Source organism: Salegentibacter sp. 24 (genome assembly GCF_004362395.1).
Classification (GTDB): Bacteria; Bacteroidota; Bacteroidia; order Flavobacteriales; family Flavobacteriaceae; genus Salegentibacter.
Genome location: NZ_SNWE01000001.1, coordinates 94,520 through 106,865, shown reverse-complemented (window position 1 = coordinate 106,865; position 12,346 = coordinate 94,520). Strand labels below are relative to the sequence as shown.

Genomic DNA, 12,346 nt, shown 5'->3' with positions numbered 1-12,346 from the left:
TTTCAAAGAGAGTTCACCAGTTTTAACAACCTAAGAGCTCTATTTCTAAATATTAGGGGATCAGTTCCCGCAATTCAGTTAATGTATTGGCCTCAAGAATATTCTTATCAGTTCTCCAGCGCACCATTCTGGGAAATCTTGTGGCAACACCGCTTTTGTGCCTTTTGGATTCTGCAATGCCCTCAAAGGCAATTTCAAAAACGTGGTACGGCACTACACTTCTTACGGGGCCAAAACGTTCAAGTGTATTTTTTTTAATCCAGGCGTCCAATTTTTTAAATTCTGCATCGGTAAGTCCGGAATAGGCCTTAGCGAAAGTTACGAGTTCTTTTTTTTCATCATCCCAAAGGCCAAAGGTATAATCTGTGAATAAATTAGTGCGTCTGCCATGACCCCGCATCGCATAAGTTAACACTGCATCTATCGTAAAGGGATCTAACTTCCACTTCCACCAGTCGCCTTTTTTTCTACCAACTAAATAAGCTGAATCTAGTTTTTTCAACATTAATCCCTCTGACTTTTTTTCGCGTGCCCGTTCCCGTTCCTCAGCAACTTCCATCCAGCTTTTAAAAGAAATTCGTTCTGATAGATGCAAGGGAATTTCTTCTGTAGAAACTTCCGAGTATAGCCTTTCCAAAATTTGTCTCCTTTCTTTAAAAGACTGCTGGCGTATGTCTTCTCCTTTCCACTCTAAAACATCGTAAGCCTTTAAAATTACCGGTGTTTTAGTTAATAATTTATTACTTATGTTTTTCCTGCCTATTCGGGTTTGAAGGTCCTTAAAAGTCCCTATTTCTCCCTTGGGAAAAGGTAGAATTTCTCCATCTATCACCGTACCATTAGGAATAGTACCTAAAAAAAATTTAAATTCAGGATATTTATCAGTCACTAATTCTTCACCTCGACTCCACACAAAAAGCTCATCGTTCCTGATAATTACCTGTGCGCGGATACCGTCCCATTTATGCTCTGCGCTCCATTGGGCTACATTACCTAACTCCTCCACTTCGCTATCTATAGCATAAGCCAGGTAGAACGGATAAGGTTTAGATAAATAATCTTCTGCATTTTCCTCTATAATCAATTTTTCAAAGGTTATTTTTTCCGGCTCCCAGTCTCCCATCATTTTATAGGCAAGAATATCTTCATCGATATCGGTAGCCTTAGAAAGGGCACGGGTCATAAGTTTTTGACTTACCCCTATTCGAAAACTACCGGTGATAAGTTTTGTAAAAACAAAACGTTCATAATAATTTAGAGAAAGCCAGTTGTGCCGCAGGTATTCTCGTTTCTCTATTTCGCTTTTAGGTTTTAACTCTATTATTTCCTGAAGAAACTGGCTCAGGCTTTTTTTCGAGGTCTCTTTGGCGGGCGGAATTACTAAAGCAATAGTTTCAGCCAAATCACCTACAATATGATAGGATTCTTCAAACAACCACAAAGGAATATTTGCCAGTTCTGAAGCAAATTCCCTCATTAAAGTGGTATTAACAGGACGCGGCGGACGTCGATGAGATAAAATTGCAATGGTCCAAACCTTGTCTTTGTCCTGGGCATTTTTAAAATAATGCGTTAAGGCAGCTACTTTTAAATTGGTACTATTGGTACTGTCTAAGGTTTTTATGAGTTCTGCGAATCTCCGCATTCCCTGTAAGGGAAGTACCTTGTCTATATTTTTTTTTCTCATAATTCCTTTAGCTTTTTACCCAAAAAAGTGCCTGTAAATGACAAAATCATTTAATTTTGATTCTCTACTTCTTTCTTAGATTCTTCCTCCCCCACTTCTCCTTCGTATTGAGTTTCTTCTGTCCTGGCATCATAACCGATTTCCCTTAAATAGCGGGAAAAAATATCGGTGTAACCATGGGTGCAAATAACTTTTTCAGCACCAGTAGCTTTTATTGAATTCAGCAATCCCTGCCAGTCGCAATGATCAGAAAGTACAAATCCACGATCGATGGCTCTTCTTCGGCGTGCACCTCGAAAAGCCATCCAGCCACTTGCTGAAGCCGTTACATATGGCACCAATTTCTTAATCCACGGGCTCCCGTGCGCGCTAGGTGGCGCTACAACAATATTCCCTTTCAACTGGTTTTTTTTCGTATCCTGAGTAACCCTGGCGGTCTCGGGCATTTCAGATAAAGGGCGAATTACCTCTGTCATATTTTCTATAGCACCGTGGGTATAAATTTTCCCGATGGAAGTATCCAGGTGTTTTAATAAACGCTGTGCTTTTCCTAAGGAATAACCAAATATCACTGAAGTTCTTCCTTCCTCTTTATTTTGTTCCCACCAGTTATTGATTTCTGTAAACACATCTGCTTGTGGCTGCCATTTAAAAGCGGGTAAGCCAAAAGTACATTCGGTAATAAACGTATGGCACTTTACCGGTACGAAAGGTACGGCTACATCATCATCTTCATCTTTATAATCACCGGTGAAGACCCAGACTTCACCCTTGTATTCCACCCGGATTTGAGAGGAACCAATGATATGTCCGGCAGGATGTAATGAAAACTTTACTCCGTTGATCGTAAAAGTTTCGTTCCATTTTTTCCCTGACACATTAATTTCCCCAAGGCGATGTTTTATTATAGGAATATTGCTATGATGGGTTATGTATTTCTTATGGCCCCATCGGGAATGATCAGCGTGACCATGGGATATAATGGCTCTATCTACAGGCTTCCATGGATCTAGATAAACATTAGCCGCCTGGCAGTAAATTCCTTTTTTATTGAATGCAAGTAAGGGTGGTTTCATATGTTAGGTCCTTGAAATGAAATTAATTAAAATCAAATGCTTTGAAAAAGGATTAAGAAAAGATTAGCGATTGATTAAAACATCAATATTTTAGAAGTTTTTTGATAAAAAATACTTTAAGCTTTAAGTATCTTTGTGGTATAAAAAAAATTAAAATGTCATTTTCAGATTTATTCGGTTCGGGAGAGCATCTTCGAAATATTAATCACTTTGCTTCAATTGTTAACCTAGCAAGTGTGGATGGAGAGATTAATGAAAAAGAACGAAACCTGGTAGAACGTTTTGCACGTAAACTCGATATTAGCGAACAGGAGTATACTATGGTTATTAAAAACCCTAAGGAATTTCCTATTAGTGCATATAATAGTAGTGAAAAACGCCTGGAACGTCTTCACGACCTGTTTAAAATTATTTTTGCCGATAGCCTTATAGATCATGAAGAAGAGATCCTAGTTAAGCGCTACGCAATAGGTCTTGGTTTCTCAAGCGAAGCAGCTGAAAAAATAATTAAAAGATCTATTCAAATTTTTAGTGGACAACTAAATTTTGAAGATTACAAATATCTACTCGATAAATAGCTGTAGAAATTAATGGAATATTTAATTCTGAATTTTTGCCATCATTTAATTATTGGAATTACGATTCCATTTAAAGTGAAATAAAGCAGGGCAAAAAAAGGTTTTATTTTTAACCATATTTCTGCATAAATTCTTCAGCTTTGGTTACCATATTTTTGCTTCCACAGAAAAAAGGTGCGCGCTCATGTAGTTCTTTAGGCTGAATATCCATTATTCGGGTAAATCCATCAGTGGCTTTCCCCCCAGCCTGTTCAACTATAAACGCCATTGGGTTGCATTCGTATAACAACCTAAGTTTTCCATTATTCGCTTTAGAACTTTTAGGGTAAATAAAGATTCCACCTTTAATCATATTTCTATGAATATCTGAAACCATAGAACCAATGTATCTAGAGGTATAAGGCCTGTCTTGGTTTTCTTCCTGGCAATATTTTATGTATTTCTTTACGCCTTCGGGAAAATGTACATAATTCCCCTCGTTAATGGAATAAATACTTCCGTTTTCGGGGAATTTCATATCTGGATGTGACAAATACCAGGAACCAAGTGCAGGATTTAGAGTGAAACCATTTACGCCACAACCTGTAGTATAAACCAGCATCGTTGAAGTTCCGTAAATAATATAACCTGCCGCAACCTGTTTATCACCGGACTGCAAAAAGTCTTCACTGGTGACTGGAGAGCCAATTGGGGTGACACGGCGATAAATTGAGAAAATAGTTCCAACCGAAACGTTCACGTCAATATTGGAACTACCGTCAAGCGGATCCATAAGCACTACGTATTTATTTTGGTTGTCATTATTTTTTCCTGAAATCGTAATAAAATCATCGTTTTCCTCTGAAGCTATTCCGCAGACAATTTCACGATTAATTAATGTTTGAATAAAGGTTTCATTAGCGTAGACGTCCAATTTTTGCTGATCTTCACCCTGAATATTGGTATTCCCATGTAATCCCAGAATATCTACAAGGCCTGCTTTATTTACTTCATGATTTACCACTTTAGCCGCCAACCTTAAAGATCTTATTAAACGAGAAAGTTCTCCTGAAGAATATGGAAATGCCTCCTGGTTTTCTATTATAAATTCACCTAAAGTTTGATTTTTCTTATCCATTCTATATCAATATCGTTCTTTGCCTCAAAAATATTCATTTTTTTGACTTACTAAAACGTTTTCGTAAATAAAAATAATGATCTTACTATCTAAAACAATATTACATACCTCTGGTGATAAATTTCGACAGCATTTTACATAAGCCATCTTTTTTGAATTTCCATTCTTTATTTTTGTAAAAAAGTATTTATAATGGAATTTAAAATCAGAAAAGCAAAATCCGAAGACATGCCGGAGGTTTTAGAACTTATACAGGAACTGGCCGAATTCGAAAAAGAACCGGATGCGGTAATTATTTCCGCAGAGGATTTAAAAAGAGATGGTTTTGGAAAAAATCCCTCTTTCACCTGTTTTGTAGCTGAAGAAAAGGGGAAAATTGAAGGTATGGCATTATGCTATTTTAGATATTCTACCTGGAAAGGAAAAACAGTACACCTGGAAGACTTAGTCGTGAGGGAGAGTAGCCGTGGCAGAGGTCTAGGAAATGCTCTTTATAAACGCGTTATTCAATTTGCGAAAGATAAGGACGTAAAACGCACGGAATGGGTGGTTTTAGACTGGAATACTCATGCACGAGAATTTTACAATCGCAGCGGTGCAACAGTCTTCACAGATTGGTGTACCGTTCAAATGGAAGAGAAGGCTATGGATAGATTTCTTCAGAAATCACGTTAATAATACACTAAGCCAGCAGAAATTGCAATTTTTATAAAAATCTATTCCTACTTTTGTAGAAACACCAAACTTATGGAATACGTTATACGGGAAGCTGAGCGGGAGGATATGCCCGCGGTTTTGGAGCTTATAAAAGAACTTGCCGCTTATGAAAAGGCAACGGATCAAGTGGAAATCAGCGTAAGTGATCTTGAACATGAAGGTTTTGACGAAGGAAATTTTAAATGCTTTGTAGCCGAAGTGGACAAAAAAATTGAAGGAATGGCACTGGTTTATTTTAGGTTTTCTACCTGGAAAGGTCGTACTGTTCATCTGGAAGATCTCATAGTAAGAGAAAGTATGCGAGGTACCGGACTCGGGGGGGCGCTTTATAAACGAGTTGTAAAGTATGGTCACGAAAATAACGTTAAAAGAGTTGAATGGGTAGTTTCCGAAGGCAATAAAAACGCCCAGGAATTTTACGAAAACACTGGAGCTGATATTAAGAAAAACTGGTATACAGTGCATATGGATGAAACCGGAATTCAGAAAAATATCGATTAAAATTTATGAGGGTTTTTAAATTTGGAGGCGCATCGGTAAAAGATGCTGCAGGGGTAAGGAATGTTCAAAATGTTTTAGAAAAAACCGGAAAAGGCCCAAAAATAATTGTGGTTTCGGCAATGGGAAAGACCACCAATGCCCTGGAAATCGTAATTAAAGATTATCTTTTTGGGAATAGAGTTCCTCAAAGCCTTAAGACAATTGAAGATGATCATTTTGAAATCATCAAGGAATTGTTTTCTAATAACCCCGCCCCAATTCTAAAAAAGGTAAATTCTCTTTTTACCGAACTTAGAAACTTCCTTCAACATAATAAATCTGACCAATACGATTTTGTTTACGACCAGGTTATTTGCTATGGCGAATTAGCTTCAACTACTATTGTCAGCGAATATCTCAATTCCCAAGACATTAAAAACAACTGGATTGATGCACGAGAATTTGTAAAAACCGATAGCGTATACCGGGATGCTGGTGTAAACTGGGAAGAAACTCAGGAAGCTATATTACAGAATATTAATACAACAGAAATAAATATTACCCAGGGGTTTATCGGATCAGATCCTAATAATTTTACCACAAGCCTTGGAAGGGAAGGAAGTGATTATACGGCTGCGATTTTTGCATATTGCTTAAACGCAGAAAATGTCACCATCTGGAAGGATGTCCCCGGTGTATTAAATTCCGATCCACGAGAATTTAAAAACCCGAAATTGCTTCAACATATTTCCTATGAAGAGGCCATTGAATTGGCTTTTTATGGTGCTTCTGTTATTCATCCTAAAACATTACAACCACTTCAGCAAAAAGAAATTCCTTTATTTGTAAAACCATTTTTAAAACCTGAAAGTGAAGGTACTAAAGTTGGTAAAGGCCAGCTTATTTTTCCGAAAATCCCATGTTTTATCGTTAAAAAAGATCTAGTTTTAATTTCCCTTTCTACCCTAGATTTTTCTTTTATGGTAGAAGAAAATATCAGTGAGGTGTTTCGTCTTTTTCATCAATATCAAATGAAAGTCGATTTAATTCAGAATTCTGCCATTAGTTTTTCAGTTTGTGTGGATAATAAATTCAATCAATTAGAGAAACTTCTACAACATTTAAAAGCTCGTTTCAAGGTAAATTTTGTTCCCGGTGTTTCCCTTTACACCATTCGACATTTTAACGATGAAGCAATTAAAAGCCTGGAAAGAGATAAGGAAATTCTGTTAAAACAACTCACCCATAACACACTGCAAATTGTTACCCGTATCTAAAATACTCTATCTTTATCCTTAATTACTAATTTAATTTTCAATGGGAATTGTGAGCGCCAGAGAGGTGGCTAAAGTGATGAAGCTCGAAAAGCTAGGGCCTTTAGGGACCACAATTGGCTGGCTGGTTTTAAAAACTACCAAACTTTCGCAACTTAATAAAGAATACCAAAAACGGAAAAGTTTAAACGGAATTGATTTTATAGATTCAATTTTAGAAGGTTTTGAGATTGATTTTGAGATTCCAGAAAAAGACTTAAAACGAATCCCGAAATCTGGTGCATTTATCACGATTTCTAATCATCCTTTAGGGGGAATAGACGGAATGATTTTGATGAAATTATTGTTGCATCAGCGCCCTGATTATAAAGTTATTGCGAATTTTTTACTCCATCGTCTAGATCCGTTGAAACCCTATATTATGCCGGTGAATCCCTTTGAAGACCATAAGGAGGCGAAATCCAGTTTAGGGGGAATTAAACAAGCTATTTCCCATTTGAAAAATGGCAAGGCTTTAGGTATGTTCCCCTCTGGGGAAGTTTCTACGTATAAAGATGAAAAAGTCATCGTAGACAAACCCTGGGACCCAGCGGCGATGAAACTTATTCAAAAGGCAAAAGTTCCAGTGTTGCCAATTTATTTTCACGCCAAAAATTCCTTATTTTTCTATCGCTTAGCTTCTATGAGCGATATATTGCGTACAGCGAAATTACCTAGCGAAATGCTCTCGCAGAAAAGACGAAAGATTAAAGTTAGGATCGGAAATCCAATTTCTGTACAAGACCAGTTAGAACAAACTAATCTGGAAGCTTTCACAGCTTTTCTGCGTCAAAAAACCTATATGCTCGCTAATGTATTTGAAAGAAAAAATCTTTTTGAAAAAATTCCGAGAAACTTAAAACTTCCTAAAACACCAAAAAAGATCGCGGTCGAAATGGCTGAAGCTTTAATGGAAATTGAAGTTGAAAATTGCAGAAAAATGGACAAGCGTCTCTTGTCCAGCAAAAACTACGAAGTTTTTTTAGCTAAAAAAGAGGTGATTCCAAATATTATGACCGAACTCGGAAGACTGCGTGAAATCACCTTTAGAGCCGTTGGCGAAGGCACTAATAACGCCACAGATCTTGATAAATTTGACGAGTATTACCATCATCTATTTTTATGGGATAATGAAGCAAAAAAAGTAGCAGGAGCCTATCGCATGGGAATGGGAAATGAAATTTATGTCAAGTATGGAATTGATGGGTTTTATCTTCAAGAACTATTTAGGTTTGAGCCAGAATTACACAAAATGATGAGCCAGTCAATAGAAATGGGCAGAGCTTTTATCATTAAAGAATATCAGCAAAAACCAATGCCACTTTTTCTACTCTGGAAAGGAATTGTGCACTGTACCCTCCGTTTTCCCCAACATAAATATCTAATTGGTGGAGTGAGTATCAGCAATAAATTTTCAAATTTCTCGAAATCGCTGATGATCGAATTTATGAAATCCCATTATTATGATCCCTATATCGCACAATATATTAAACCGAAAAAAGAATTTAAAATAAAATTAAAAGACGCTGATAAAGATTTTGTATTTGATGCTAGTGAAGCCGACCTCAATAAATTCGATAAAATTATTGATGAAATTGAGCCTGAAAATATACGTCTGCCGGTTTTGATTAAAAAGTACATCAAGCAGAATGCAAAAGTGGTGGCATTTAATGTGGACCCTCTTTTCAATAACGCGATAGACGGATTAATGTACATAAGAATCGCGGATTTGCCCGAAAGTACAGTAAAACCGGTTATGGAAGATTTCCAGAAGGAACTGGAAGCCAAGTTCAATTTAGAGCATTGAGCTGTTAATTTCATGTTATTCTGAAGTATTCATTATGAAGGTTTTTAAATTCATCCTTATCTTCAAAACTGATTAAAAAATTTAGGAAAAATGGAAAAGATATTGATAGCCGGTTCAACCGGACAAACAGGAAAAAGGGTCATTGAAATTTTAAATAATACGGAAAACTTTAAACCTATTGCCATGATTCTTAAAGAGGAACAAAAGCAAATCTTTGACGATATGGAGGTTGAGAGTGTGATGGCAGATCTTGAAGGAGATGTAGAACATGCATTTAAAGGAGTAGACCGCGTAATTTTTGCCGCTGGTTCTGGGGGTAGCACAGGCCCCGACAAAACTACCGCTGTTGACCAAGAAGGCGCTAAAAAAATGGTAGATGCCGCTAAGAAATTTAATGTAAAAAAATTCATTATGCTCAGCGCTATGGGAACTGATAAACCTGAAGAAGGAGGGGATCTGGAACATTACCTTAGGGCTAAAAAAGAAGCCGATGACTACCTAGTAGATAGCGGAATTGTTTATACCATTGTTCAGCCCGGCCGACTTACTGATGATATGGGACTTGCTAAAGTAAAACTTGCCCCTAAGCTAGAAGAAAATGGAGAAATTTCACGTGATGATGTGGCTTTTCTATTAGTTATGTGCCTTGCTGATCCCCTAGGAAAAAATATGGCATTTCAGGCGCTAGAAGGAGAAGAGTCCATAAAATCCGCGCTTATAGAATTGAGCCAAAATAATTAAAAAAGTTCCGAAATAACTTTTTAATAAGTACTGTTTGATAATTCCCGCATTATTCTGAACTTGTTTCAGAGATATACATCTGGAAATTATCAAACAGTTTTTTTGTTTTATAAATTATCATTGACAAATTTTTTACACCAGGTTTTAATTTCATTCCTGATAGTTTTAAATGCTTGCTGAATTTCTTCTTCAGACCCATCTACTTTAGAAGGATCTTTAAAATTCTGATGTACTCTTATTGCTTTTTTGGAAGGTATATAAGGGCAGTTCTCGTTTGCATGGTCGCAGACCGTGATAATAAAGTCGAAATTTACTTTTATATACTCGTCTACGTGGTTACTGGTGTGATTCGAAATATCTAACCCATCCTTGTCCATTATCGCCACAGCTCTTTCATTTAAACCATGGATCTCAATACCCGCGCTATAAATCTGAGCCTTATCTCTGCCAAAATGCTCTAAATATCCATGAGCCATTTGGCTTCTACAGGAATTTCCGGTACAAAGTACAAGTACGTTTTTCATAAAAATGATATTTAATGAACCTCGGAACCAAAAGGCACACAAGGTTCCAACTGAACTAAAATTAAGGTTGCTAGGTTTGACCCTTTAATAAGAAGCTAACAACAGCCATTCTCGGGTAAACATTGGGCTACACTCACCTGATCCGGTTGACTTACCCCACAGGTTTCTTTCGCCTTACAATCAGTTGGGTGTATGTCTAACTTGATCAATAAACTTCCGTTTTTAATAATAAAACCGGATACTAGCAATTGAGCAGTATGGAAATTTGGATTACCATACTCGAACTTTACCTCGGACTCTAAATCGTAAGCTTTCATTTGTCCTACTTTATCTAAAATCGATAAAGCTTTAGATACCATCATAAACTCGGTTTTGCCATTTTCTTCCGGGCTTTCCCAAAGCTGAATAATAGTTTCATTCCAAGTATCGACTCCCCCACCACAATCTACCGAGTCTATTTTTAAATGCTTTACTTCGGTAATATGATAATTTGCACCAACCAGCAGGTTAGAAGTATACTCAAACAACAAAGGTTTATCCGTATGTTGATTCAGTAAATCAAATAATTCTAGTGTTTTCATAACCCATTATATTACTATATCGCAATATTACGATATTTAACAATTAAAAAAAAGAAGATGTAGTTGTTTTTTAAGTTGCGATCCAAAAAAAAATTATTTAAAGAAACGCTTTGTCGTTAGGTTCCCAGAGTTCAATTTTATTTCCTTCCAGGTCTATTATCCACCCGAATTTTCCTTCTTCCACTTTCTGAATTTCATCAATAACTTTGACACCTTCTGCCTTTAAAGTTTCCAGCAATTCCTCCAGGTTCTCCACCCGGTAATTCATCATAAAATCTTTTTCAGAAGGCTGAAAGTGTTCAGTATTTTCTTTAAAAGGGCTCCATTGGGTGGAGCATTTATTCCCGTTTTCATCTATCCACCAAAAAGTGCATCCCCACCTGTCGGTATTTAAACCCAAATGTTGATTATACCATTTTTTTATTGCTTTCGGGTCTTTGGCTTTAAAGAAAACACCACCAATACCCGTGACTCTTTTTTTCATAATATCTGAATTACTTTTCCTGAAATTAGGATATTTAGGAAAAAGTTTTTAAATATTCTTTTTCGATCAAGATCTAAACTTAGGATTATATATTGAGAAAGATAGCGTGTTTTTTATACTTTCTGTCACGAAAAAACCTCACAAGTCGAATTTGTGAGGTTTAAATTATCTATGCAAAAGAACTGCTTACTTCTCTTCCCCTTTTCCAAATTTATTTATGATCTTACCAGCGATAACACTGGCCAGACGCTCGTGGGATTCTTTGGTCCAACCTGCAACATGAGGACTTAAAATCACGTTATTTAAAAACATTAGTTCCCGCATAGCATCAGGAATCTGGTTTTCTATACTTAAAGAAACATTCTTTTTATTGGAAAAAAGACTCTCGAAGGAAGCCTTTTCATATTCCAAAACATCAAGACCCGCACCAAGAACTCGACCGTCTTTTAAAGCATCTACAAGATCTGCAGTAACCACGTTCTTTCCTCGGGCGGTATTTATAAACCAGAAAGGTTTTCTATAGGCATCTATAAATTCCCTGTTGACCATTTGATCAGTTTCAGGCGTCCAAGGAGTATGCAAGCTAACGACATCACTTTTTTCTCGAAATTCCTTCAATGAGACCTGACGTACATTTTCATCGCCTAAACCGTCTTTAATGTCATAACAGATCACCTCGACATCAAAACCGCGTAGCTTTTTAGCAAAAGCTTTTCCCATATTACCATAACCTACAATTCCAACGGTTTTCCCGTCTAATTCCAAACCACGATTCTCTTCTCGGTGCCAAAGGCCCTCACGTACTTCCCTATCGGCTTTATTCAATCTGTTAAAAAGGGAGAGCAACATAGCTAGGGTGTGTTCACCAACAGCATTTCGGTTTCCTTCAGGAGCGGAAAATAAGGTGATTCCGTGTTCTCTGGCATAATCTACATCAATGTTTTCAAGGCCTGCTCCTACCCTGGCTATAAATTTTAAATTCGGAGCGGCATCAATAAATTCACGATCTATGGTATAGCGGCTTCTAATGACGATCCCATCATATAAATGTTGATTTTCCAGTGTTTCCTCCCGGGATTGGGTAAAACCTTCAATATTATGATGACCTGCCTTATCCAGTTGCTTGATTAAAGTTGGGTGATTGGTATCTGAATGTAAAATAATCATTGCACTAATTTTGAGTTTTTAATTTTTAAAATAAACGTCCGTCAGGAAAAGCTTTGTTAGTGACTTTTCCTCAT

The 12,346-nt window shown here is 36.9% G+C and carries 13 protein-coding genes; 6 read left to right on the top strand and 7 right to left on the bottom strand.

All coding sequences use genetic code 11. The features are described 5' to 3' along the window. Positions 1 to 52: 52 nt before the first annotated feature. Complete coding sequence (locus tag DET49_RS00460; protein ID WP_133546363.1) at positions 53 to 1,645, bottom strand: ATP-dependent DNA ligase; 1,593 nt, start codon at positions 1,643 to 1,645, stop codon at positions 53 to 55. Between the two features lie 92 nt (positions 1,646 to 1,737). Then, on the bottom strand, positions 1,738 to 2,763 hold the full coding sequence (locus DET49_RS00455) for a ligase-associated DNA damage response exonuclease (RefSeq protein WP_133546180.1): 1,026 nt from the start codon (positions 2,761 to 2,763) through the stop codon (positions 1,738 to 1,740). A 155-nt stretch (positions 2,764 to 2,918) separates the two neighbouring features. On the opposite strand from DET49_RS00455, the gene DET49_RS00450 reads away from it, so the two are divergent. Continuing rightward, positions 2,919 to 3,341 (top strand): TerB family tellurite resistance protein, encoded by a 423-nt coding sequence (locus tag DET49_RS00450; RefSeq protein WP_133546179.1) that lies wholly within the window; start codon positions 2,919 to 2,921, stop codon positions 3,339 to 3,341. Between the two features lie 109 nt (positions 3,342 to 3,450). Here the strand turns inward: DET49_RS00450 and fbp are convergent, their stop codons facing one another. After that, the gene (fbp, locus tag DET49_RS00445) at positions 3,451 to 4,458 is read right to left on the bottom strand and encodes a class 1 fructose-bisphosphatase (protein WP_133546178.1); all 1,008 of its coding nucleotides are present in this window, start codon (positions 4,456 to 4,458) and stop codon (positions 3,451 to 3,453) included. A gap of 192 nt (positions 4,459 to 4,650) precedes the next feature. Between fbp and DET49_RS00440 the strand changes: the two genes are divergently transcribed. The 5 genes from DET49_RS00440 (at position 4,651) to DET49_RS00420 (ending at position 9,516) form a co-directional block, all read left to right on the top strand. After that, positions 4,651 to 5,133 carry a GNAT family N-acetyltransferase gene (locus tag DET49_RS00440; protein ID WP_133546177.1) on the top strand — a complete coding sequence of 161 codons (483 nt, stop codon included), beginning with the start codon at positions 4,651 to 4,653 and terminating at the stop codon, positions 5,131 to 5,133. 72 nt (positions 5,134 to 5,205) lie between these two features. Continuing rightward, entirely contained in the window at positions 5,206 to 5,676 is a 471-nt protein-coding gene (locus tag DET49_RS00435) for a GNAT family N-acetyltransferase (protein WP_133546176.1), read from the top strand. Positions 5,677 to 5,681: 5 nt separating this feature from the next. Beyond that, complete coding sequence (locus tag DET49_RS00430) at positions 5,682 to 6,932, top strand: aspartate kinase (protein ID WP_133546175.1); 1,251 nt, start codon at positions 5,682 to 5,684, stop codon at positions 6,930 to 6,932. Positions 6,933 to 6,972: 40 nt separating this feature from the next. After that, entirely contained in the window at positions 6,973 to 8,775 is a 1,803-nt protein-coding gene (locus DET49_RS00425; protein ID WP_133546174.1) for a GNAT family N-acyltransferase, read from the top strand. A 90-nt stretch (positions 8,776 to 8,865) separates the two neighbouring features. Further along, a complete protein-coding gene (locus DET49_RS00420; RefSeq protein WP_133546173.1) occupies positions 8,866 to 9,516 on the top strand; it encodes an SDR family oxidoreductase in 651 nt (216 codons plus the stop codon). A 107-nt stretch (positions 9,517 to 9,623) separates the two neighbouring features. On the opposite strand, the gene DET49_RS00415 is transcribed toward DET49_RS00420, so the two are convergent. The 4 genes from DET49_RS00415 to DET49_RS00400 all read right to left on the bottom strand — a co-directional run bounded on the left by DET49_RS00415 (position 9,624) and on the right by DET49_RS00400 (position 12,272). Continuing rightward, positions 9,624 to 10,040, bottom strand: coding sequence for an arsenate reductase ArsC (locus tag DET49_RS00415; protein WP_208109601.1), 417 nt, complete (start codon positions 10,038 to 10,040; stop codon positions 9,624 to 9,626). Between the two features lie 95 nt (positions 10,041 to 10,135). After that, complete coding sequence (locus DET49_RS00410) at positions 10,136 to 10,621, bottom strand: DUF6428 family protein (protein WP_133546172.1); 486 nt, start codon at positions 10,619 to 10,621, stop codon at positions 10,136 to 10,138. A gap of 97 nt (positions 10,622 to 10,718) precedes the next feature. Further along, entirely contained in the window at positions 10,719 to 11,105 is a 387-nt protein-coding gene (locus DET49_RS00405; protein WP_133546171.1) for a VOC family protein, read from the bottom strand. Positions 11,106 to 11,291: 186 nt separating this feature from the next. Beyond that, positions 11,292 to 12,272: a 2-hydroxyacid dehydrogenase gene (locus DET49_RS00400; protein WP_133546170.1), complete on the bottom strand. Its 981-nt coding sequence runs from the start codon at positions 12,270 to 12,272 to the stop codon at positions 11,292 to 11,294. Positions 12,273 to 12,346: the final 74 nt, after the last annotated feature.

Coding starts and splice junctions, on each gene's coding strand:
- DET49_RS00460 (WP_133546363.1), bottom strand. CDS start 1,645: ATGCGGAGATTCGCAGAACTCATAAAAACCTTAGACAGTACCAATAGT.
- DET49_RS00455 (WP_133546180.1), bottom strand. CDS start 2,763: ATGAAACCACCCTTACTTGCATTCAATAAAAAAGGAATTTACTGCCAG.
- DET49_RS00450 (WP_133546179.1), top strand. CDS start 2,919: ATGTCATTTTCAGATTTATTCGGTTCGGGAGAGCATCTTCGAAATATT.
- fbp (WP_133546178.1), bottom strand. CDS start 4,458: ATGGATAAGAAAAATCAAACTTTAGGTGAATTTATAATAGAAAACCAG.
- DET49_RS00440 (WP_133546177.1), top strand. CDS start 4,651: ATGGAATTTAAAATCAGAAAAGCAAAATCCGAAGACATGCCGGAGGTT.
- DET49_RS00435 (WP_133546176.1), top strand. CDS start 5,206: ATGGAATACGTTATACGGGAAGCTGAGCGGGAGGATATGCCCGCGGTT.
- DET49_RS00430 (WP_133546175.1), top strand. CDS start 5,682: ATGAGGGTTTTTAAATTTGGAGGCGCATCGGTAAAAGATGCTGCAGGG.
- DET49_RS00425 (WP_133546174.1), top strand. CDS start 6,973: ATGGGAATTGTGAGCGCCAGAGAGGTGGCTAAAGTGATGAAGCTCGAA.
- DET49_RS00420 (WP_133546173.1), top strand. CDS start 8,866: ATGGAAAAGATATTGATAGCCGGTTCAACCGGACAAACAGGAAAAAGG.
- DET49_RS00415 (WP_208109601.1), bottom strand. CDS start 10,040: ATGAAAAACGTACTTGTACTTTGTACCGGAAATTCCTGTAGAAGCCAA.
- DET49_RS00410 (WP_133546172.1), bottom strand. CDS start 10,621: ATGAAAACACTAGAATTATTTGATTTACTGAATCAACATACGGATAAA.
- DET49_RS00405 (WP_133546171.1), bottom strand. CDS start 11,105: ATGAAAAAAAGAGTCACGGGTATTGGTGGTGTTTTCTTTAAAGCCAAA.
- DET49_RS00400 (WP_133546170.1), bottom strand. CDS start 12,272: ATGATTATTTTACATTCAGATACCAATCACCCAACTTTAATCAAGCAA.